The organism is Sphingobium sp. TKS (genome assembly GCF_001563265.1).
Classification (GTDB): domain Bacteria; phylum Pseudomonadota; class Alphaproteobacteria; order Sphingomonadales; family Sphingomonadaceae; genus Sphingobium.
On record NZ_CP005085.1, the window covers coordinates 444,429 to 464,866 of the forward strand.

At 64.7% G+C, this 20,438-nt stretch carries 21 protein-coding genes and 1 pseudogene; 20 read left to right on the plus strand and 2 right to left on the minus strand.

What is annotated here, in order from left to right; translation table 11 throughout:
* Nucleotides 1-63: 63 nt before the first annotated feature.
* The 5 genes from K426_RS27215 (at nucleotide 64) to K426_RS27235 (ending at nucleotide 7,898) form a co-directional block, all read left to right on the plus strand.
* Entirely contained in the window at nucleotides 64-1,326 is a 1,263-nt protein-coding gene (locus tag K426_RS27215; RefSeq protein WP_013039107.1) for a TolC family protein, read from the plus strand.
* Entirely contained in the window at nucleotides 1,323-2,813 is a 1,491-nt protein-coding gene (locus K426_RS27220) for an efflux RND transporter periplasmic adaptor subunit (protein WP_007406384.1), read from the plus strand. The genes K426_RS27215 and K426_RS27220 overlap by 4 nt, the downstream gene beginning before the upstream one ends.
* Complete coding sequence (locus K426_RS27225) at nucleotides 2,810-5,953, plus strand: efflux RND transporter permease subunit (protein WP_007406408.1); 3,144 nt, start codon at nucleotides 2,810-2,812, stop codon at nucleotides 5,951-5,953. The genes K426_RS27220 and K426_RS27225 overlap by 4 nt, the downstream gene beginning before the upstream one ends.
* Nucleotides 5,954-5,964: 11 nt before the next feature.
* Nucleotides 5,965-6,354: a copper-binding protein gene (locus K426_RS27230; RefSeq protein WP_007683329.1), complete on the plus strand. Its 390-nt coding sequence runs from the start codon at nucleotides 5,965-5,967 to the stop codon at nucleotides 6,352-6,354.
* 248 nt (nucleotides 6,355-6,602) lie between these two features.
* Complete coding sequence (locus tag K426_RS27235; RefSeq protein ID WP_013039108.1) at nucleotides 6,603-7,898, plus strand: hypothetical protein; 1,296 nt, start codon at nucleotides 6,603-6,605, stop codon at nucleotides 7,896-7,898.
* Nucleotides 7,899-7,964: 66 nt separating this feature from the next.
* Here the strand turns inward: K426_RS27235 and K426_RS27240 are convergent, their stop codons facing one another.
* Both K426_RS27240 and K426_RS27245 read right to left on the minus strand, forming a co-directional pair.
* Nucleotides 7,965-8,495, minus strand: a complete 531-nt coding sequence (locus K426_RS27240) for a GNAT family N-acetyltransferase (protein WP_007686150.1) — start codon at nucleotides 8,493-8,495, stop codon at nucleotides 7,965-7,967.
* Nucleotides 8,492-9,046, minus strand: a complete 555-nt coding sequence (locus K426_RS27245; RefSeq protein ID WP_082749217.1) for a recombinase family protein — start codon at nucleotides 9,044-9,046, stop codon at nucleotides 8,492-8,494. Before K426_RS27245 ends, K426_RS27240 begins: the two co-directional genes overlap by 4 nt.
* 28 nt (nucleotides 9,047-9,074) lie before the next feature.
* Between K426_RS27245 and K426_RS27250 the strand changes: the two genes are divergently transcribed.
* The 15 genes and pseudogenes from K426_RS27250 to virB9 all read left to right on the plus strand — a co-directional run bounded on the left by K426_RS27250 (nucleotide 9,075) and on the right by virB9 (nucleotide 20,437).
* On the plus strand, nucleotides 9,075-9,839 hold the full coding sequence (locus K426_RS27250; protein ID WP_001389365.1) for an IS6-like element IS6100 family transposase: 765 nt from the start codon (nucleotides 9,075-9,077) through the stop codon (nucleotides 9,837-9,839).
* A 55-nt stretch (nucleotides 9,840-9,894) separates the two neighbouring features.
* Nucleotides 9,895-10,110: pseudogene (locus K426_RS30785) on the plus strand (LuxR C-terminal-related transcriptional regulator); the annotation flags it as partial.
* An 82-nt stretch (nucleotides 10,111-10,192) separates the two neighbouring features.
* The gene (locus K426_RS27255; protein WP_229742691.1) at nucleotides 10,193-10,870 is read left to right on the plus strand and encodes a LuxR family transcriptional regulator; all 678 of its coding nucleotides are present in this window, start codon (nucleotides 10,193-10,195) and stop codon (nucleotides 10,868-10,870) included.
* A 74-nt stretch (nucleotides 10,871-10,944) separates the two neighbouring features.
* Entirely contained in the window at nucleotides 10,945-11,556 is a 612-nt protein-coding gene (locus K426_RS27260) for an acyl-homoserine-lactone synthase (protein ID WP_007683387.1), read from the plus strand.
* Nucleotides 11,557-11,567: 11 nt separating this feature from the next.
* Nucleotides 11,568-12,500, plus strand: coding sequence for a phytanoyl-CoA dioxygenase family protein (locus tag K426_RS27265; protein WP_007683389.1), 933 nt, complete (start codon nucleotides 11,568-11,570; stop codon nucleotides 12,498-12,500).
* A gap of 63 nt (nucleotides 12,501-12,563) precedes the next feature.
* On the plus strand, nucleotides 12,564-12,902 hold the full coding sequence (locus K426_RS27270) for a hypothetical protein (RefSeq protein WP_009823965.1): 339 nt from the start codon (nucleotides 12,564-12,566) through the stop codon (nucleotides 12,900-12,902).
* Nucleotides 12,899-13,564: a lytic transglycosylase domain-containing protein gene (locus K426_RS27275; RefSeq protein WP_007683393.1), complete on the plus strand. Its 666-nt coding sequence runs from the start codon at nucleotides 12,899-12,901 to the stop codon at nucleotides 13,562-13,564. The genes K426_RS27270 and K426_RS27275 overlap by 4 nt, the downstream gene beginning before the upstream one ends.
* Nucleotides 13,561-13,899, plus strand: coding sequence for a TrbC/VirB2 family protein (locus K426_RS27280; protein WP_007683396.1), 339 nt, complete (start codon nucleotides 13,561-13,563; stop codon nucleotides 13,897-13,899). The genes K426_RS27275 and K426_RS27280 overlap by 4 nt, the downstream gene beginning before the upstream one ends.
* Nucleotides 13,896-14,246, plus strand: coding sequence for a type IV secretion system protein VirB3 (locus K426_RS27285; RefSeq protein WP_007683398.1), 351 nt, complete (start codon nucleotides 13,896-13,898; stop codon nucleotides 14,244-14,246). Before K426_RS27280 ends, K426_RS27285 begins: the two co-directional genes overlap by 4 nt.
* Nucleotides 14,239-16,650: a VirB4 family type IV secretion/conjugal transfer ATPase gene (locus K426_RS27290; protein WP_014072616.1), complete on the plus strand. Its 2,412-nt coding sequence runs from the start codon at nucleotides 14,239-14,241 to the stop codon at nucleotides 16,648-16,650. Before K426_RS27285 ends, K426_RS27290 begins: the two co-directional genes overlap by 8 nt.
* Nucleotides 16,651-16,653: 3 nt before the next feature.
* On the plus strand, nucleotides 16,654-17,367 hold the full coding sequence (locus tag K426_RS27295; RefSeq protein ID WP_007683402.1) for a type IV secretion system protein: 714 nt from the start codon (nucleotides 16,654-16,656) through the stop codon (nucleotides 17,365-17,367).
* Between the two features lie 38 nt (nucleotides 17,368-17,405).
* On the plus strand, nucleotides 17,406-17,582 hold the full coding sequence (locus K426_RS33195) for an EexN family lipoprotein (RefSeq protein ID WP_418361288.1): 177 nt from the start codon (nucleotides 17,406-17,408) through the stop codon (nucleotides 17,580-17,582).
* A 21-nt stretch (nucleotides 17,583-17,603) separates the two neighbouring features.
* On the plus strand, nucleotides 17,604-18,548 hold the full coding sequence (locus K426_RS27300; RefSeq protein WP_007683405.1) for a type IV secretion system protein: 945 nt from the start codon (nucleotides 17,604-17,606) through the stop codon (nucleotides 18,546-18,548).
* 336 nt (nucleotides 18,549-18,884) lie between these two features.
* A complete protein-coding gene (locus K426_RS27305) occupies nucleotides 18,885-19,583 on the plus strand; it encodes a virB8 family protein (RefSeq protein ID WP_007683408.1) in 699 nt (232 codons plus the stop codon).
* Nucleotides 19,580-20,437, plus strand: coding sequence for a P-type conjugative transfer protein VirB9 (gene virB9, locus K426_RS27310; protein ID WP_007683410.1), 858 nt, complete (start codon nucleotides 19,580-19,582; stop codon nucleotides 20,435-20,437). The genes K426_RS27305 and virB9 overlap by 4 nt, the downstream gene beginning before the upstream one ends.
* Nucleotide 20,438: the final 1 nt, after the last annotated feature.

The window sequence follows — 20,438 nt, forward strand, 5'->3', positions numbered from 1 at the left end:
ACCCGCTCCGGAGCGGCGCGTCACATCTTGGCGCGCCGCCTCTGTCATGAGGGGATGATATCCATGATCATGATGCCGAGGCGCGCTGTGCGACGCCTGTTGCTCTCTATCGGTGCGACGCTTGCGAGCGCCTGGGCCGTGCCGGTGTCGGCCGGCCCGCTCACCTACGAGCAGGCAGTGAGGCTCGCTGCCGCCAACGCGCCAAGCCTCAAGGCGCGCGCGGCGGCGACAGCCGGCGCCCGCTCTTCGGCGGTCGCGGCCGATCGCCTGCCCGATCCGACGCTCGACCTGGGCCTGCAGAACTTCCCGGTGAGCGGCCCCAATGCCGGCAGCTTCACGCGCGACGATTTCACTATGGCGACGATCGGGTTCAGCCAGACCTTCCCCAATCTCGCCAAGCGCCATGCACGCGCCGCGCGCGCCGCGGCCGATATCGGTATCGCCGAGGCGGGCGAGCTGGTCGAAGGCCGCAACGTGCGGCTCGAGACCGCCCTCGCCTGGGTCGATCTCTATTATGGAGAACGCCGGCTCCGGCAGCTCGACCTGCTCGATGCCAGCCTCGACGACCTGCAGAAGACCGTGACCGCACGCCTGGCGTCGGGCAGCGCGCGCCCGAGCCAGGCGCTCGAGCCCGACCAGCTCCGCGCCGCCATCGCCGATCGCCGCGCCGAGATGGCTGCGGTGGTGGCGCAGGCGCGGGCCCGGCTCGCGCGCTATACCGGCGACCCCGACCCGCAGGCGACGGGCGACCCGCCGATGCTCGATGTCGATCCGATCCGGCTGCGGGCCGGGATCGATGCGCTTCCCGCCCTGCGCGCGCAGGACGCGCGGATCGCAGTCGCCGAAGCGGACGTGCGTCTCGCGCGCGCCGACAAGCGCCCCGACTGGAAGGTCGGCGTCACCTATGGCCGGCGCGATCCCATGTACGGCGACATGGCCTCGGTCGGCGTGTCGATCGACCTGCCGCTGTTCGCCGGCAAGCGCCAGAACCCCAGGATCGCTGCAAGCGAGAGCCTTGCGCAAGGGGGTCGGTTCGACCGCGAGGCGATCCGCCGCGAGCTGGTGGCGCAGCTCGACGCCGATCTCGCAGACCATGCCATGCATCTCTCCCGGTTGCGCAATGCCCGCGAGACGCTGGTGCCACTCGCCAGGCACCGCGCCGAGCTCGACCGCGACAGCTATGGCGCCGGCAAGCTCGACCTTGGCGCCGCGCTGCTCACGACGCTCGGGCTCGCGGAGGCCGAGGTCGAGGCGCTCAACCGCGAAGCCGACGTCGCGCGCGACGCGGTCCGCATCACTATCACCTATGGGGAGGAGCGGCCATGACGCTCGATAAATCCGCGCTGCGCTGGGGCGCATCGATCCTGGCTGTCGCGCTGCTGGCCGGCGGCACAGGCTATTGGGCTGGCCATCGCCAGGCACCGCAATCGGAGGCGACCACGCCCGCCGGGGCAGGCAAAGTCCTTTACTGGTACGATCCGATGTTCCCCAACCAGAAGTTCGACAAGCCCGGCAAGTCGCCCTTCATGGATATGCAGCTCGTGCCGCGATACGCGGACGGAGGAAGCGCCGGCGCGGCCCCCACGGTCGCCGTCGATCCCGCCGCGCGGCAGAGCCTGGGATTGCGGGTCGTCGCGGCGAAGATGGGCAGCCTTGCCTCGGCCCTCGAGGTCACCGGCACGATCGACTTCAACCAGCGCGACGTCGCCGTCATCCAGGCGCGTTCGGGCGGGTTCGTGAGCCGCGTCTATGCGCGAGCGCCCGGGGACGTGGTCCGCGCCGGCGCGCCGATCGCGGACCTGCTCCTGCCCGAATGGGGCGGCGCGCAGACCGAATATCTGAGCGTCAGGCGGCTCGGCAAGCCCGACCTCACCGCGGCCGCGCGCCAGCGACTGCGGCTGATGGGCATGTCCGACGGCCTCATCGCCAGCGTCGAGCGGAGCGGACGCCCGAACGGCGTGGTGACGATCACGACGCCGATCTCGGGCACGATCCAGACGCTCGACGCCCGTGCCGGCGTGACGCTCGCCATGGGCCAGACGCTCGCCCAGGTAAGCGGGCTCGGCACCGTCTGGCTCAATGCCGCGGTGCCCGAAGCGCGCGCGGGCGATGTCCGGGTCGGCCAGAATGCCAGCACCACGCTGGCGGGCTTCCCCGGCGAGCGCTTCGCCGGCCGGGTGATCGCGATCCTGCCGACCACGCAGGCCGACAGCCGCACGCTCACCGTGCGGATCGAGCTGCCCAACCGGGACGGCCGGTTGCGGCCGGGCATGTTCGCCAGCGTCGCGCTTGGCGGCGATGCCAAGCCGGCGCTGCTGGTGCCGAGCGAAGCGGTGATCCGCACGGGCAGGCGCACGCTCGTCATGCTGGCCGCAGGCGACGGGCGCTATCATCCCGCCGAGGTCCGCATCGGCCGCGAGGCAGGCGGCGAGACCGAGATCCTTGCCGGCCTGTCGCCCGGCGAGAACGTCGTCGTCTCGGGGCAGTTCCTGATCGATTCCGAGGCGAGCCTGTCGGGAATCGAGGCGCGGCCGATCGGCGGCGGTGCGGCATCGGCGACCATCGCCGCGCCGGCGTCGAAAGCCACGCTGTACGAGACGACGGGCAAGATCGAGCGGATCACGGCCAATTCGGTGACGCTCAGCCACGAGCCCGTTCCCGCGCTCGACTGGCCGGCGATGACGATGACCTTCGCGCTCGCCAATCCGGGCATCGCGCGCGGCTTCAAGGCGGGTGACCGGGTCCGGTTCGGGTTCGACCGGCCCCCGGCGGGACCGACGCTGCGGCATATGGCGAAGGTGGCGGGCCAGTGATCGCCCATCTCATCCGCTGGTCGGTGAGGAACCGCTTCTTCGTCGTGCTCGGCATGCTCGCGCTGGTCGGCGCGGGCCTGTGGGCGGTGCGCTCGACCCCGATCGACGCGCTGCCCGATCTTTCCGACGTGCAGGTCGTGATCCGCACTTCCTATCCGGGTCAGGCGCCGCAGATCGTCGAGAACCAGATCACCTATCCGCTCACCACCACCATGCTGTCGGTGCCCGGCGCCAAGACGGTGCGCGGCTATAGCTTCTTCGGCGACAGCTTCGTCTATGTGATCTTCGAGGACGGCACCGATCTCTACTGGGCGCGCAGCCGCGTGCTCGAATATCTCAACCAGGTCCAGGGTCGGTTGCCGGCCAGCGCCCGCAGCGCGCTCGGGCCGGACGCGACCGGGGTCGGCTGGGTCTATGAATATGCGCTGGTCGACCGCACCGGCCGGCACGATCTCTCGCAGCTTCGCGGGTTGCAGGACTGGTTCCTGCGCTACGAGCTGAAGACCGTGACCGGCGTGGCCGAAGTCGCCAGCATCGGCGGCATGGTCAAGCAGTACCAGGTGCTGCTCGATCCGGTGAAGCTCGCGGCCTACGGCGTAACCCACGCCCAGGCAGTGCAGGCGATCAGCCAAGCCAATCAGGAAGCCGGCGGCTCGGTGCTGGAAATGGCCGAGGCCGAATATATGGTCCGCGCCTCGGGCTATCTGAAAACGCTCGACGATTTCCGGGCAATCCCGCTCAAGACTGCGGCGGGCGGCGTGCCCGTCCGGCTCGGCGATGTCGCCACGATCCAGGTCGGCCCCGAGATGCGGCGCGGCATCGCCGAACTGAACGGCGAAGGCGAGGTCGCCGGCGGCGTCGTTATTCTTCGGTCAGGCAAGAACGCCCGTGAGACCATCGCGGCGGTCAAGGACAAGCTCGCCGATCTCAGGAAAAGCCTGCCGCCGGGCGTCGAGGTGGTCACGGTCTATGACCGCTCGCAGCTGATCGATCGCGCGGTCGAGAACCTCACCCGCAAGCTGGTCGAGGAGTTCATCGTCGTCGCATTGGTCTGCGCCCTGTTCCTCTGGCACGTCCGCTCGGCGCTGGTCGCGATCCTGACCTTGCCGCTCGGTGTGCTGGCCGCGTTCGTCGTAATGCGGTTCCAGGGGGTGAACGCCAACATCATGTCGCTGGGCGGCATCGCCATCGCCATCGGCGCGATGGTGGATGCGGCGGTCGTCATGATCGAGAACGCCCACAAGAGGATCGAACGCTGGGAGCAGGATCACCCGGACAGACATCTCGATGGCGAGATGCGCTGGATCGTCGTCACCGAGGCGGCGGCCGAGGTCGGGCCGGCGCTGTTCTTCAGCCTGCTGATCATCACGCTGTCGTTCATTCCGGTCTTCACCCTGGAGGCGCAGGAAGGCCGGCTGTTCGCGCCGCTCGCCTTCACCAAGACCTATGCGATGGGCGCGGCCGCGATCCTGTCGGTGACCCTGGTGCCGATCCTGATGGGCTGGCTGATCCGGGGCCGCATTCCGGCCGAGCAGGCCAATCCGGTCAATCGCTGGCTCACCAATATCTACCGGCCCGCGATCGACTGGACGATGAAGCGGCCCAAGGCAGTGCTGCTGATCGCGGCTCTGGTGTTCGCCACCACGGCCTGGCCGCTCAGCCGGCTCGGCGGCGAGTTCATGCCCAATCTCGACGAGGGCGACCTGCTCTACATGCCCTCGGCGCTGCCGGGCCTCTCGGCCGCCAAGGCGAGTGAGCTGCTCCAGCAGACCGACCGCCTGATCAAGACCGTGCCCGAAGTCGAAAGCGTGTTCGGCAAGGCCGGCCGCGCCGAGACCGCGACCGATCCCGCGCCGCTCGAAATGTTCGAGACGACGATCCAATTCAAGCCCCGCGACCAGTGGCGGTCGGGCATGACGCCCGAACGCCTTGTCGACGAGCTCGATCGCCGGGTGAAGCTTCCGGGTCTCGCCAATATCTGGGTGCCGCCGATCCGCAACCGCATCGACATGCTCGCGACGGGCATCAAGAGCCCGATCGGGGTCAAGGTGTCGGGCAGTGACCTCGCCGAGCTCGACCGCATCGCGCATGATGTCGAGACCGTGGCCAGGAGCGTGCCCGGCGTCAGCTCGGCGCTCGCCGAGCGGCTGACCGGCGGACGCTATGTCGATGTCGACATAGACCGCGCCGCCGCCGCGCGGTTCGGGCTCAACATCGCCGACGTCCAGGCCATCGTCTCCGGCGCGATCGGCGGCGAGACGATCGGCGAGACGGTCGAGGGCCTCGCCCGCTATCCGATCAGCGTGCGCTATCCGCGCGAATTGCGCGACAGCCTCGAAAGGCTGCGGGCGCTACCGATCCTGACGCCCGCGGGCCAGCAGATCACCTTGGGCACCGTGGCAAACGTCTCGATCGCCGAGGGACCGCCGATGCTCAAGACCGAGAATGCCCGGCCTTCGACCTGGGTCTACGTCGATGTGCGCGGGCGCGATCTTGCCTCGGTGGTCGGCGATCTGCAGCGTGCGGTGGCGAAACAGGTCAGGCTCTCGCCTGGGGTCAGCATCGCTTACTCTGGCCAGTTCGAATATCTCGAGCGCGCGGTCGACCGCTTGAAGCTGGTCGTGCCCGCGACGCTGCTGATCATCTTCGTGCTGCTCTACCTCATCTTCGGCCGCTTCGACGAGGCGGCGCTGATCATGGGGACGCTGCCGTTTGCGCTGACCGGCGGCATCTGGACGCTTTATCTGCTGGGGTTCAACCAGTCGATCGCCACCGGGGTCGGGTTCATCGCGCTCGCCGGCGTCTCCGCCGAGTTCGGGGTGGTGATGCTGATCTATCTCAAGAACGCGCTGGCCGAGCGCGGCGCACATCCGGACGCTGCCGAGGTCGAGGCCGCCGTGCGCGAAGGCGCGCTGCTGCGCGTCCGTCCCAAGGCGATGACGGTGGCGGTGATCCTGGCCGGCCTGCTGCCGATCCTGCTGGGATCAGGCGCGGGTTCGGAGGTCATGAGCCGGATTGCCGCGCCGATGATCGGCGGCATGCTGACCGCGCCCTTGCTCTCAATGTTCGTCCTGCCCGCCGCCTACCTGCTGTTGCGCCGGCCCAAGACCGATCCCATCCCTCAACCCGTTTCATCATGAAGGAGAAGACGATGAACCATGCACGACTGACCATTGCCCTCGGCCTCGCCGCCCTGACTGCCGCGTGCGGCAAGAAGGCGGAGGCCCCCGTTGCGACTGAGACCAACGAGGCGGCGCCCGCCGCGACCATGAGCGGCGACATGGGCAACATGTCGATGGCGCCTGACGCGAACGCCGCGATCAAGGCCAAGGGCCATGGCACCGTCACCGCGATCGACAAGGCGGCAGGCACGATCACGCTCGATCATGGTCCGATCCCGGAGGCCAAGTGGCCCGCGATGACGATGGCGTTCAAGGCCGCGCCGTCGATCACCGATGCGGTCAAGGTCGGCGACAAGGTCGATTTCGACCTCTCGCTCAAGGGCAGCGATGGCGAGGTCACCGCGATCGCAAAGCAGTGATCCGCTAAGTTCGACCGGAAAAAGCTGGTTGCGGCGCCGCTCCCGGGCGGCGACGCCCGTGCCGGCCGTCTGCCTGGCTGTGCGCCCGGTCGACGGTTGCGACCGGCAACGCCCAATGCCAGCGGCGTTTCCCTGCGCGATCACCGACAATTTGAGCACGCTTCGCGGATCGCACATTGAACGTGCAAGCCGCCCTTGCTCGCGATAGCCTGAACGGCAAGGAGCCCAGTTTAGATGACCCAGCCAGTATGACCTTGTTACCCGCGACACATCATGATCTCGTGAGCGAGCTTGTCCGTCGTTGGCGAGACGATCCCGGCGCCACCTATCGCTCCTGGTTTCTGTGGGACGAACGGCTGAAAAACTTCCGCTCCATCCGTCGCGGGCTGCAGCAGGTGGTCGCAGAAATCGAAAGTGGGCGGTTCGGCGTCGCCTATCGCGGCTCGTCACTGGAAACGGTTGTCCACTCGATCGCCGAACAGCGGCAGATCTTCAAGGGCGCCGACCATGCCTGGCTGTGGAAGCCCAAGCTGCGCATTCCAGACATCTACGAAAGCCCGGACAACCAGCGGGCGTTCGGTCGCCTGCTCGACAATTGCTCGTGCTGCGATACCGCCGAGGAGATCATCAGCCACATCCGCAGCATAGACGCGCTCAAGATCAAGGGGCTGGGGCCGGCGGCGGCCAACCTGCTCTATTTCCTTCACCCGACGCTGGTGCCGCCCTTCAATACCGCGATCGTCAAGGGCTACAATGCCGTCACCGGCGCCAAGGTGAAGCTCGGGTCATGGGATCATTTTCTCGCCATGCGCGCCGGCATCCTCGACCTCAACGACCGTTACCGCGAGTTGCTCTCCAACGATCTCGGCGCGATCGGCGGACTGTTGTTCGACATTGGCTCGGGCCGCTATCCCGCGCCACCGCTGGAGGATGACGCAACGGCGGCCGACGACTGGCTCGGCAGATTGGAACATGCCAGAGCGGAGGCAAGCCGGCTCGACAAGACAGCCGCCGCGCAGGGCGAAACCGATCGCACGCACGCCGAAATCCAGGCCTGGCTGCGCGACCTCGGCCATGCCCTCGGTTACGATGTGTGGATCGCCGCCAATGACCGCGGTCGACTTCACGCTGGCTGCCCGCTTGGACAGGGATGCCTCGAGCGCCTTCCAGACGCCATTGCGACCTCTCCCGGAGCGGACTCGATCCGCCTCATCGACGTGTTGTGGCTGGCGAAGGGTGGCGACGGCGTCGCCGCCGCGTTCGAGGTTGAACATTCGACCTCGATCTACTCGGGGATCGTGCGCATGCTCGATCTGGCGCTGTCGGGGAGCGATCTGCACGCTGCCGCCGGGCTATTCCTGGTCGCACCGAATGCGCGCGAGCAGGACGTTCGCGCGCAACTCCGTCGCCCGGCTTTCAGCCGTATTGCCGATCTCGACTTCGCCTATCTGCCCTATGGCGAGCTGGAGAGAAACAGGGACGCGATCGCTCGTTTTGGAACGGGATTGAAGGCCATCAAGGCGATCTCAAGCCCCCTTCCCTGAAAGGGGGCGTTTGCGGGAGGGGGCGGAATCCTACGCCAAGCTCGCCCAGATAGCCGGCGCGAGATCTTACTTGTTGCTGCCTTCTACGGTCGCGCCAGAAAGGCGACGGCTCAGTTCTATCCGGCGATGGCTACGCATTTTGAAGGTGTCTGGCCCAACGCGCCGATACTCAATGAAGCCGAGAGAACGCCAAAATCGCTCTGCCGCTTCATTCGCTTCCAGCACGGCCAACCGAATCTCTGTGGCACCTCTCGCAGCGGCCCAGCTTTCGACCGTCGAGTAAATTGAGCGTCCGACGCCACGACCACGCTGTGCGGCATCTACGATCATGAAGCCGAGATACCATGTGCCATCACGCGGATAATCGCGGAGGATGGCCGCGATTGCATATAGGCCGCCAGGCCCCTTCCATCCCAGGACAGCTTGATTGTGGGCGCTCTTTTCGGGCGGCACATCGGAGAAAAGCTCGCGAGCATCGTCCAGCGTGGGCGCGGCCCCGTCCTGCAACAGGAAATAGTCGCTGCAACGGTTGTACAGGTCTGCAACGTCTGCGGCGTCCGCTTGGGTAAGTTTGATCGGGGCTCCCGTCATCATCATCGCGTTTTGGCAGCAAGCACGCGCTGACCGTAATCCCGGAGTTCCCCGTTGGGACCGACATAGCGGTAGAGAGTGACGCGCTCGATCCCGAGTTCCTTGCAGAGGTCGGAAACGGACGTGTCGCGTTGGGCCATAGCAGCCTGAGCGAGCCGCACCTGGGCCTTGGAGAGGGCGAACTTGCGGCCACCCTTGCGTCCCCGCGCGCGGGCAGCGGCCAGGCCAGCCATGGTGCGCTCGCGGATCATATCCCGCTCAAACTCCGCCAGTGTGGCAAAAATGCCGAACACCATCCGGCCCGATGGCGTCGTGGTGTCGATCTGCGCGCCCTTGCCGGTGAGCACCCGCAGACCGATACCGCGATCCGACAGATTCTGCACCGTGCTGACCAGGTGGGTGAGCGTTCGGCCGAGCCGGTCGAGCTTCCAAACGATGAGGACATCGCCGTCGCGCAACGATTTCAGGCAGGCGGCAAGACCGGGGCGATCATCACGGCTACCGGATGCACGATCATCATAGATGGCTCTGTTGCAAAAATCGTGAAGCTTGAGCATGCTTGGCGGAGATTGGACGGACGGAACGATGACGGATTTCAAGTGGCGCCATTTCCAGGGTGATGTGATCCTGTGGGCGGTGCGCTGGTATTGTCGCTATCCGATCAGCTATCGCGACCTTGAGGAAATGCTGGCGGAACGCGGCATTTCGGTCGACCATACGACGATCTATCGCTGGGTCCAGTGCTACGCCCCGGAGATGGAGAAGCGGCTGCGCTGGTTCTGGCGGCGTGGCTTTGATCCGAGCTGGCGCCTGGATGAAACCTACGTCAAGGTGCGGGGCAAGTGGACCTACCTGTACCGGGCAGTCGACAAGCGGGGCGACACGATCGATTTCTACCTGTCGCCGACCCGCAGCGCCAAGGCAGCGAAGCGGTTCCTGGGCAAGGCCCTGCGAGGCCTGAAGCACTGGGAAAAGCCTGCCACGCTCAATACCGACAAAGCGCCGAGCTATGGTGCAGCGATCACCGAATTGAAGCGCGAAGGAAAGCTGGACCGGGAGACGGCCCACCGGCAGGTGAAGTATCTCAATAACGTGATCGAGGCCGATCACGGAAAGCTCAAGATACTGATCAAGCCGGTGCGCGGTTTCAAATCGATCCCCACGGCCTATGCCACGATCAAGGGATTCGAAGTCATGCGAGCCCTGCGCAAAGGACAGGCTCGCCCCTGGTGCCTGCAGCCCGGCATCAGGGGCGAGGTGCGCCTTGTGGAGAGAGCTTTTGGCATTGGGCCCTCGGCGCTGACGGAGGCCATGGGCATGCTCAACCACCATTTCGCAGCAGCCGCCTGATCGGCGCAGAGCGACAGCCTACCTCTGACTGCCGCCAATCTTTGCAACAGAGCCGGCCTGCGTCCCTCTCAGTCCTCGCCAGGTCGAATGCATCGCGCTCGTCGCGCAAGGCAAAAGCGACTGGGAGATCGGCCAGATCCTCGGCCTCAGCCGCGATACCGTGCACGAATATGTTGAATCGGCCCGCAGGCGTTATGGCGTGCGACGACGCACGCAGCTGGTGCTGCGCGCGGTTCGCGATGGTCATCTCAACATGGAAGCGCTGCTCTGATCTCGCCGGCCATATGATGATCGGGCTTGGGCAAGTTCAGGATTTCTGCGCTGTCGCTGGCGCGATCAAGGACGCTACGGCCTTGTCTGACCTGATGGCCGAAATCACGAAGGCCATGGGCTTTCGGCACTATGCCCTGGTCCATCATGTCGACCTGAAGCCTGCGGTTCGCTCGGTCCACATCGTCGACTATCCGCAAGACTGGGTGGAGCGCTTCCAGGCGAGACGCCTCTATGCGAGCGACCCGATCCACCGCGCCAGCCATCGCACCAATGTGGGCTTTGCCTGGTCGGCGGTTCAGTCGATCATCTCTCTGACGGCCGCCGATCGCTCGATCCTGGCAGAAGCCTACGAGGCCGGGCTGGGCGACGGCTTCACCGTTCCGGCCCATATTCCTGGCGAGCTCAATGGATCCTGTTCCTTCGCGATGGCGGCGGGCGAGATGCTCGACCATCGGCAGCTGCCGTTCGTGCAGCTCGTCGGCAGCTTCGCGTTCGAAGCGGCACGCAAGATTTCCCGGATCCACGCGCCGCAATCCGAATGCCCGAGCCTGACCGAAAGGCAGGCCGAATGCGTGGCGCTGGTCGCGCGGGGCAAGACCGATTGGGAGATCAGCCAGATCCTCGGCATCGGCCAGGAAACGGTGATCCAGCATGTGAAGGATGCGCGCGACCGCTATGGCGTCACCAAGCGCACCCTCCTCGCCATTCGCGCCTTGTTCGAAGGGCAAATCAGCTTTGCCGATGTGTTCGGCCGATGATCTCCCCAGAACTGGGGATAACGCAAAAAAGCCGCCTCTGATCGACTGACAGGCCTCACCAAAAGGAGGCTGTCATGCACATCGGGACCGGCTTTTCGCAAGCCATGGAACACCGCCTGTTTCGCTCCATGTTCGAGGAGCGCAAGCGGGTCTTCGTCGATCTTCTTCGCTGGGACGTTCCGGTCATCGCCGGTCGCTACGAGATCGATCAGTTCGACAATGATCGCGCCGTCTACATCGTTGTTACCGGGGACGACGGGGAACACCGGGCCTCCGCACGGCTTCTGCCGACCACGCACGAGCATATTCTCGGCACGATCTTCCCGGATCTTTGCGAGGAAGCGCCGCCGCGCGGCAGTGCTATCCTGGAAATCACCCGCTTTTGCCTTGCGCGAAAATTGCGCGCCCGGGAGCGTCTCGAGCTGCGCAATCAGCTGGTCACCGCGCTCGTCGAATATGCCCTCGCCAACCAGATCCACAGCTTCACCGGGGTCGCCGAGTGGCCGTGGTTCCAGCAGATCCTGGGTTTCGGCTGGACTTGCCGACCATTGGGTCTTCCCACGTCCGAGCAAGGGCGAAGTCTCGTCGCCTTGCAAATCGATGTGGACGACCGAACGCGCGAGCAGCTGCGCGCGAGCGGCATTTTCCGCCCTGTCGGCCTTGCCGATCTTCCCGCCGCAGCATGAGGAGGGCGATCATGGCCACGATCGCACGGCGCGGCGTCTCCGCCGCGACCAAAGCCGACGAAAATCTGCGGCAGCACGGCTTCTGCATCCTGCGGGATGTCGAGTCTCGGTCACGCATCGAGGAGATCAATCGATCCCTCCATCCGCGTTTTGCCGCCACGCCTTTCTGCCAGGGCGGATTCTACGGCCCTCGGACAAAACGCTTCGGTGGCCTGCTGAAGCGCGCGCCGACGGTTGAAAGTCTTGTCCAAAACCCTGCCGTCATGCGCCTCGTCCACGCTATCCTCGAGCCCTGGTGCGACACGGTCCAGCTCAACCTCACGCAAGCGCTCGAGCTGCACCCGGGGGCGCCAGCGCAATTTCCGCACCGGGATCAGGACATGTGGCGCGGTCCGACCGGCGAGCTCGAATATCTCGTCAACGTCATGTGGCCGATTTCGCCGTTCAAGGCCGAAAATGGGGCGACGCTGGTCTGGCCGGGGAGCCACAATGGCGGGCAGGGCGACGACGGCGCGGAGCCGGTCGCCATCGAAGCGGATCCGGGATCGGCGATCATATTCCTGGGATCGACCCTCCATGGCGCCGGCGCGAATCGTTCAAACGCGGTGCGCCGAGGCATCATCGTCAGCTACTGCCTCGGCTGGCTGAAGCCCTATGAGAACCAGTGGCTGACCTATCCGCCCGAGGTGGCCAGCGCATTCTATCCCGAGCTTGCCGCGCTGGTCGGCTACCAGCAGCACCGCCCCAATCTCGGCAATTATGACGGGCAGTGCCCGTCCATCCTGCTCGGCGGCGATCCGCCAGACCATCTCGCCGCAATCGATGCTCTCCGGCCCGACCAGGAAGGCGCTCTGTCCGAATTCCTGCGGCAGCAAACCGATCAACTCCCCCCCCGGCTAGGGGGATTGCCGAAATCGAGCGCGGTCGGAACAAAAGAGAGGTGAAATCCAACGGATAGCTGACGGCATTTCCCGACGCGGGAGCTGTCTCTCGCGGGGGAAGACCCGATGCAACGTGCAATATTCGGCATGGCGATGCTCGCCCTCGCCACAGCCCTTCCAAGCGCACCGGCAGCGGCGAATGACCTGGGCTGCCAGGTTCTCCTGTGTCTTTCCAATCCCGGTGGCGCGACCCAATACGCGCAATGCGTGTCGCCGATGACCAAGCTATGGCAACGCTTGGCCACCGGCGGCGCCTTTCCCGGCTGTAGCGGCGGCGTCGCCCGCACGAAGGTCTATGATCGCGATTCCACAACTCGCCGCCGGGTGGTCATCACGTTCAACGACGGCCGCAGCCAGACCTTCTCGCTGGCCGGCATCGAGCGTTTGGACGGCGGCCGCCGATGATCCTCGATGTCGCCACCCTTCTTTCGCTTGCAGGAGCTTGCGCACCGACGGTGGCGCCTGAGACGCTCATTTCGATCGTCCACACGGAGAGCCGGTTCAACAGTCTCGCAATCGGGGTCAATAGTCCCGGCGTGCGCGCGCCAAAGCCCGCGACCAAGGCGCAGGCAATCGCTGCGGCGCGCAGCCTGATTGGTCGAGGCTACAACATCGATCTCGGCCTGGGACAGATTAACAGCGCCAATCTCGGCTGGCTGGGGCTTTCGGTCGAAAATGCGTTCGAACCCTGCTCCAATCTGGCCGCCGCCGCGCGTGTCCTCGCGACCAACTACCAGGCGGTCGCGCGCCTTGCCCCGAGCCGGGATCATGCGATCGCGACCGCCCTGTCGATGTACAATACCGGCGACCGGCAGCGCGGCTTTCGCAATGGCTATGTCGCCAGGGTCTATGCCAGCGCGTCGGCCGTCATTCCGCTGATCCGTGGCACGGCGCCGGTGGCTGCCGCACCAGCGATTCCTCAATCTCTGCCCACCTTCGCTCCGCCACCCGACACCCCTGTTTCGCCACCGGCCGCAGCTGGGTGGAATACAGCGGCGAGGGCGAGCCAGGCCTCGCTCATGGTGTTCGGCGACGGGGCCGCATCTCAGAAAGGACAGCATCCATGACAGCAATCACCGCCCACCCGGGCGGACGGCCCCAATGGGCGCGACTTCTGCTGCGCGTCATCGGCGTGATGGCATTGGCGCTGCTTGTCTCGATGCTGCTGAGCGATCCTGCACACGCGCAAGGTGCCGACGGCATCACGTCCATGGCGGAGAACATCAAGACCTGGCTCACCGGGACCTTCGCCAAGACCATCGCGGTGATCGCGGTCGTGATCGTTGGGTTCATGTTTTTCACCGGGCGCGCCAGCCTCGGCCTTCTGGTGACGGTCATCGTTGGCATCTTCATCGTCTTCAGTGCGCAGTGGATCGTCGACACCATCACAGGTGGTGCGTGAAGGAGAGCGCCGCCCTGGACGAGCGGCTGCGCGAGGAGACGCTGTTCCTGGCGGTCACGCGGCCGACGATGTGGCTCGGCGTGCCGCTCGAAGCCTCGTTGCCGATCGCGCTTGCCGCCTGTCTCACTTTGATCGTCAGCGGCAACCCGCTCTATGCCGGCGCCATCGGAGGCGCCTGTCTTGCCGTGGCGCGGCTCATCGTGCGGCACGATGCCAATGCCTTCCGGCTGCTGTGGCTGTGGACCATGACCAAGGCGCGCAGCCGGAACCGCGCCTGGTGGGGCGGCAGTTCCTATTCGCCGCTCCCGGTTGCCGGGCTGAAACGCAAGGGCTTTGCGCGTGGCTAGCGCGGCTGCCCAGCTTCCGCCGCGCAAGACGCCGTGGCGCATATTGCGGCAAGAGGCCGAGCCGGGTCGCTATCTGCCCTACGTGCGCCACGTGACATCGGAGGTGATCGCGCTCGATAGCGGCGACCTCATGATGATGTTCCGCCTTGAAGGGCTTGCGTTCGAGACCGCGGATCCGATCCACCTCAATGACTGGCACGAGAAGCTCAACGGCACCTGGCGCAACATTGCCGACGATCGGCTCGCGCTCTGGACGCACATCGTTCGCCGCCCGGTCGATGACTATCCCGAAGGCCAATTCCGCTCGGACTTCGCGGCCGATCTGGACGAAAAATATCGCGCGCGGGTGACTGCCAAGCGCATGTTCGTCAACGAGCATTATCTGACGCTGATCATGCGGCCGGCGGTCGGCTCGGCCGATCGGACCGGGCTTCTCCTCAAGCGCATCGCCAAGGCCAGGGCGGCCGATGAGGAAGTCGACCCCGACGAGTTGGCCCGCTTCGAGGAGAAGGCGCGCGATATCGAAAAGCTGCTTCGGCGGTGCAGCCCCGCGCGGCTCGCTCTTTATGAGCAGAATGGCCTCCTATTCTCCAGGCCGCTCGAAGTGCTCGAGCAAGTCATGATGGGCGCAAAGGCCAAGGTCCCGCTGGTCCGAGGCCATCTTGGATCAGCCCTCTACGGCGAGCGGGTGATCTTCGGACGCGAGACGGTCGAGATCCGCGCCCATGATGCGAGCCGCTGGTTGGGCATTTTCGGCATCCGGGAATATCCCGCGCTCACCCGTCCCGGTCAGATGAACGCTCTGCTCGGCCAGGATTTCGCGTTCGTCGTCTCGCAGTCCTTCACCTTCATGGGGAAGGCGCGCGCAGCCGAAAGGCTGCGCCGGCGACAGAACCAGATGGCTTCGACCGAGGACGCGGCAGCAAGCCAGGCGCTCGACCTCGAAGACGCCGCCGACGATCTTCAAAGCAATCGGTTCGTCCTTGGCGAACATCATTTCTCGCTTGGGGTGTTTGCCGAAAGCCAGAGGCGACTCGCCGATAATCTGTCGGCCGCGCGGGCGGCGCTCGCGGACGCTGGTTTGGTATCAGCGAGGGAAGGGCCGGCGCTCGAAGCAGCCTTCTGGGCTCAGCTTCCCGGTAACTTCGCGTGGCGGGCGCGGCCGGCGGCAATCACATCGCGGAATTTCGCCGCATTGGCACCTTTTCATACCTACCCCGCAGGCCGGCCGAGCGGAAATCATTGGGGTCCGGCGATCGCGCTGATGAAAACGGCCGCGCAATCGCCCTACTATTTCAACTTCCATGTCGGGGATCTCGGCCACACGCTCATCATCGGTCCCTCGGGCGCGGGCAAAACGGTCGTTCAGAACTTCCTGATGGCGCAGCTCGAGAAGACGGGCGCGCAGCAGATCTTCATCGACAAGGATCGCGGCGCCGAGATCTACGTGCGGTCTGCTGGCGGGATCTATCTGACGCTGAAGAACGGGGAGCCAACCGGCTTCGCGCCGCTGCGGGCGCTCGAATATGGGCCGCGCAACCTCGTCTTTCTCGGTCGTCTGATCCGGCAGCTGGTGACGCCGCCCGGCGGCACGCTGGGCGTCACCCAGGAGCGCATGATCGACGAAGGCTTGGCGTCGCTCGGGCGGCTCGCACCGGAGAACCGATCCATTCTGGCCCTGCGCCAGCTGCTCGGCCAGCGCGATCCGGAAGGCATCGGCGCTCGGCTTGAGAAATGGTCGCGAGGCGGATCGCTGGGTTGGGTGTTCGACAACGAGATCGATGCTTTGTCGCTCGATGCGCCGTTCCTCGGCTTCGACATGACCGACTTCCTCGACAATCCGGAAGTTCGCACGCCGATCATGATGTACATGTTCCATCGCATCGACGGCCTTCTGGATGGCCGACGACTGGTGATCGACATCGATGAGTTCTGGAAGGCGCTGGGTGATGACGCTTTCCGCGCCTTTGCCCAGGATGGCCTGAAGACCTACCGCAAGCAGAACGCCTTCCTGGTTTTCGGCACGCAGAGCCCGGCCGATGCGCTGCGCTCGGATATCTCGCACAGTATCATGGAGCAGGTCGCGACCAAGATCCTGCTGCCCAACCCCTATGGGCGTGAAACGGATTATATCGACGGGCTGGGCCTGACCCAGGCGGAATTCAAGCTCGTCCGTCACGACCTGAACCCGGAATCTCGCCGCTTCCTCATCAAGCAGGGTCATGACTCGATCGTGGTGGAACTGGACCTGGGCGGCCTCTCCGACGAGCTCGCGGTGCTCTCGGGCACCACGGAAACCGTGACGCTCCTCGATGCCATTCGCGCTGATGTCGGCGACGACCCGGCGAAATGGTTGGCTCTTTTTCACCAGCAGCGTCGGTCTGCATCGATCAGGAAAGGATGAGCTATGGGTAAGGGCATATACGCAGCACTTGGCGCCATCGCCCTTGGAATGGCGGGGCCTGCAGTCGCGCAAGGTATCCCCGTCTACGACAGCTCCGGCTATCTGCAGGCGCTGGCCACGGTGAAGAACACCCTGTCGATGATCGATCAGGGGAAGGAGCAGATCGCAGAAGCGAAGCAGCTCTATGGCAGCTTCAACCAGGTCACCGACGTCAACGGCATCGCATCATCTCTTTCCACCGATGCCATGCGCCACCTTCTGCCGCGGGAGGCCCGTGACATCAGCCGGCTGATGTCGTCGGACAATGCCAGCCTGGGCTCGCTCGGGAGCTCCGCGACCCGTATCCGGGACGCCAACCGTATCGCTTTGCCGGAATTGCGACCAGGTGCGTCGGCGTATGAGCGCGCTTCCCGCGACAACCTCTTGCGGAACGGCGACCTCGCAGCGCGCGATGCCGCGATCGCGGAGGCGGCCTATGGCGTGTCGGCCCAGCGTACCGCCGGGCTCGAAGAACTGAGAACCTCGCTGGATACGGCTTCGGACGCCAAGCAGGTCATGGATATCCAGGCGAGGGTAGGGGTCGAGAATGCCCATATCCAGAACGACGCCTTGCAATTGCAGGCGCTGCGAATGCGGCAAGAAGCAGACGTCCAGTTGCGATCACAGCGCGAAAGCGAAGCGATACTGGCGACGAAGCTAGAAAGCTTGTCGCAATGACCGCGAGAGCTTTGCTGCTTGGGTTTGCCGCAGCGGGAATGCTCGCAGGATGCGAGCGGGCACCGCGCGGGAAGGACTATCTAACCTCTCACCCGGAAGAGCTCAGAGGACTCGTCAAGGCCTGTGCCGACGGATCACATCCCAACGAACAGGAGTGTTCCAACGCTGAAAGCCTCCGGATTCTCGACAACAAGATGCGGTCGCTTTCGAAATAATCCAGCGCCTTGGAGCTTCGCATGGCCACGGACATGTTCAATTCACTTTACGCGAACGTTGATGGGAAGCTTGATCTTTTCCTCAACGAGCGTCTCCAAAACGTCGTAGAGGTTGTCCGTGGTCCGCTCGCTGTCGGGCTGGTTATCTACATCGCCCTGTTCGGCTACATGGTGATGCGGGGCATCATCAGCGAACCATGGGGTGAGCTATTCTATCGGATGGTGAAGCTCTGTCTGCTGTATGTTGCTGCGACGACGGTCGCCTATTCCGATTGGATCACGACGCCGCTCTTCCACGGAATGCCCGATGCGATCTCCCAAGCTCTCGCCGGTAAGACGATCGACACAGTAGGAGAGGCCTTCGACGACTATTACACTCAAAGTGATGCTATAGTTGCACGGATAGAGACTGAAGCCGCAACGTACAGCGACATTAACCCATATAAACTGGTCCTCTATGCGCTGAGCCTGGGGCTGAAGGCATTAGCTGGGCTCTCGGCAGCGGTTGGATTTGCTATTACTATATTTGCCAAAGTTGCGTTGGCGATCATTATCGCACTTGGCCCCATCTTCATCGCTCTAGCTCTCTTCGAGCCAACGAGGCGTTTTTTCCACGGCTGGCTGGGGCAAGTATTCAACTATATCGTTCTCCTTGCTGTAATCATAGCCATCACGACCCTGATCACAGACCTCGGAGCGGCTGCAACAGCAGCATCTGAAGGCGTCGTGGATACGGCTTTCGGTGCTGTCCTGTTTGCAGCGTACATATTTTTGGGCACGATCTTCTTCTTCCAGGCTCCAGCCATTGCAACGGGAATAGCCGGGGGAGCCGCTGCCGGCGTGGGTGCCTTCGCCGGAACGGCCTGGGGCACGATGGCATCTCCCTTCCGACAGCGTCGCGTCATGCGCAACAGCCGCAACTTGGAGCGCGCCGCTCACCGCGGCGGCACCATCGAAGCGGCGTAGCGAGGCATCTCATGGCTTTTTCTTCACCAATATTCGCGCCTAGCTTCCGCCGTAGCGTCACCTGCCTGGGCGTTGTTCTGGCTGCGCTCGGCGTCGTCGGCTGTGCATCCGGTCCAAAGAAGCTCGCGGTTTGCAATGGCCATCACCTGCGCGACGTGAACATCTATGGAAGCGTCTTACCGGGCTCACCTGTGCCTGCGACCACGGCGCCGAGAGCTGCGCCGCCCATACCGCCGCTATCGCATCCAAGAGACGGCGATCCACCCCCACCGCCCGCCGTGCCTTCCGCGTCATCTTCCGGAGACAAAGTATCGTTCGCACCAAGGGGACCGCATTATGCGAGCTGCTGATGACCGCTCGGAGGCGGTGCCGGCATCGGGGCTGCAGCGCTATTTCCGGGACGCACGAAGCTGGGATCAGGACAGGATCCGGAACGCGCTGCGCTCGACCCGCATCGCTTGGAGCATCGCGGCCATCGCCTCACTCCTGGCCGCGGCCTCGATCTTCGCAGTTGCGGCTCTGACGCCTCTCAAGACTGTCGTGCCCTATGTTATTCGCGTCAACCAGACCACCGGCGCGGTGGATGTCCAGACCGCGCTCACGCAGCGGCCGATGCGCTACGATGAGGCGGTCACCAAATACTTCCTCGCCCAGTATGTGAGAACCCGCGAAAGCTGGATCCCGGCAGCGGCCGAAGAAAATTTTCGGTTCGTGACGATCCTCTCGCAGCCGACCGAACAGCAGCGCTGGGCGCGCTTCTACAGTAGCAACAATGGTGCCAGTCCCCAAAATGTCTGGGGCAAGAACGCAGTTGTGCAGGCGCGCGTGCGCAACATCGCCTTCATCAACGATCGCGTCGCCAATGTCCGGTTCACGCGGACAGTCCAGACCGAGACCGACATCCAGAACAGCGATTGGATCGCCACGATCACGTTCGCCTACGCCAACGCGCCCATGGCGGAAGGCGATCGCTACCGGAACCCGCTGGGATTCCAGGTCGAAAACTATCGTGCCGATCCGGAGGTGATCCGATGAGGGCGCTCTCCGCCGCCATCATTTGCGCGCTGGTGCCTGTAACGGCGGCGCACGCGGTCGAAGTTCCGCGAGGTGGTCCGTCCGACCCGCGCGTCAAGTTCGTCGAATATGAAGAGACCGAGGTCTATCGGATCGTCGGCACGTTCCGGACCGCAACACAGATTGTCCTGAGCGACGATGAGACGATCCAGCACGTCGCGCTGGGCGACACCGTATCTTGGGAGGTCGCCGTCGCCGGGCACATCCTGTTCCTCAAGCCGCGTGAGCGTGCCGGACCGACCAATCTCATCGTCACCACGTCGCGCGGAGGCGAATTGCGCAGCTATGCGTTCGAGTTGACCGCTCGCAGCGGTCCGATCACGGGCCGCAACGGCCAAGCCTATTTTCAGGTGCGGTTCCGATATCCCAGGGACGATGCAGACCGCGCCGCGCGTCTCAGGGCCGCGCAGATTGCCATGCAGGCGGCTGCCCTGGAGAGCCGGGCCGTTCGCGGCGCTCTCGATCATGGGGTCGTCGAAGGGCCTCGCAACATGAACTACAAGGTGCAGGGCTCCAGCGAGCTTCAGCCGTCGGAGGTCTCCGATAACGGGCAGTTCACGGTGTTGCGTTTCCCAGCGAACCGCGAGGTGCCGGCTATATATCTGGTGCGACCAGACGGGTCTGAGACGCTGGTTCCCTTCGACGTCCGTGACGAATTCGTCGTCGTCCATCTGGTGGCGCGTCAGCTGCGCCTTCGGCGGGGCGGCGAGGTGCTGTGCATCTATAATCAGGCGCCAGAACCCTATGGGGTCGATCATGGGACGAACACCGGGTCGCCCCATGTCGAGCGCACCATCACACATCCGCAGGAATGAG

Bases quoted from the DNA above. Each gene is read 5' to 3' on its own strand.
- K426_RS27215 (WP_013039107.1), top strand. From the start codon at position 64: ATGATCATGATGCCGAGGCGCGCTGTGCGACGCCTGTTGCTCTCTATC.
- K426_RS27220 (WP_007406384.1), top strand. From the start codon at position 1,323: ATGACGCTCGATAAATCCGCGCTGCGCTGGGGCGCATCGATCCTGGCT.
- K426_RS27230 (WP_007683329.1), top strand. From the start codon at position 5,965: ATGAACCATGCACGACTGACCATTGCCCTCGGCCTCGCCGCCCTGACT.
- K426_RS27235 (WP_013039108.1), top strand. From the start codon at position 6,603: ATGACCTTGTTACCCGCGACACATCATGATCTCGTGAGCGAGCTTGTC.
- K426_RS27240 (WP_007686150.1), bottom strand. From the start codon at position 8,495: ATGATGATGACGGGAGCCCCGATCAAACTTACCCAAGCGGACGCCGCA.
- K426_RS27245 (WP_082749217.1), bottom strand. From the start codon at position 9,046: ATGCTCAAGCTTCACGATTTTTGCAACAGAGCCATCTATGATGATCGT.
- K426_RS27250 (WP_001389365.1), top strand. From the start codon at position 9,075: ATGACGGATTTCAAGTGGCGCCATTTCCAGGGTGATGTGATCCTGTGG.
- K426_RS27260 (WP_007683387.1), top strand. From the start codon at position 10,945: ATGCACATCGGGACCGGCTTTTCGCAAGCCATGGAACACCGCCTGTTT.
- K426_RS27265 (WP_007683389.1), top strand. From the start codon at position 11,568: ATGGCCACGATCGCACGGCGCGGCGTCTCCGCCGCGACCAAAGCCGAC.
- K426_RS27270 (WP_009823965.1), top strand. From the start codon at position 12,564: ATGCAACGTGCAATATTCGGCATGGCGATGCTCGCCCTCGCCACAGCC.
- K426_RS27275 (WP_007683393.1), top strand. From the start codon at position 12,899: ATGATCCTCGATGTCGCCACCCTTCTTTCGCTTGCAGGAGCTTGCGCA.
- K426_RS27280 (WP_007683396.1), top strand. From the start codon at position 13,561: ATGACAGCAATCACCGCCCACCCGGGCGGACGGCCCCAATGGGCGCGA.
- K426_RS27295 (WP_007683402.1), top strand. From the start codon at position 16,654: ATGGGTAAGGGCATATACGCAGCACTTGGCGCCATCGCCCTTGGAATG.
- K426_RS33195 (WP_418361288.1), top strand. From the start codon at position 17,406: ATGCTCGCAGGATGCGAGCGGGCACCGCGCGGGAAGGACTATCTAACC.
- K426_RS27300 (WP_007683405.1), top strand. From the start codon at position 17,604: ATGGCCACGGACATGTTCAATTCACTTTACGCGAACGTTGATGGGAAG.
- K426_RS27305 (WP_007683408.1), top strand. From the start codon at position 18,885: ATGCGAGCTGCTGATGACCGCTCGGAGGCGGTGCCGGCATCGGGGCTG.
- virB9 (WP_007683410.1), top strand. From the start codon at position 19,580: ATGAGGGCGCTCTCCGCCGCCATCATTTGCGCGCTGGTGCCTGTAACG.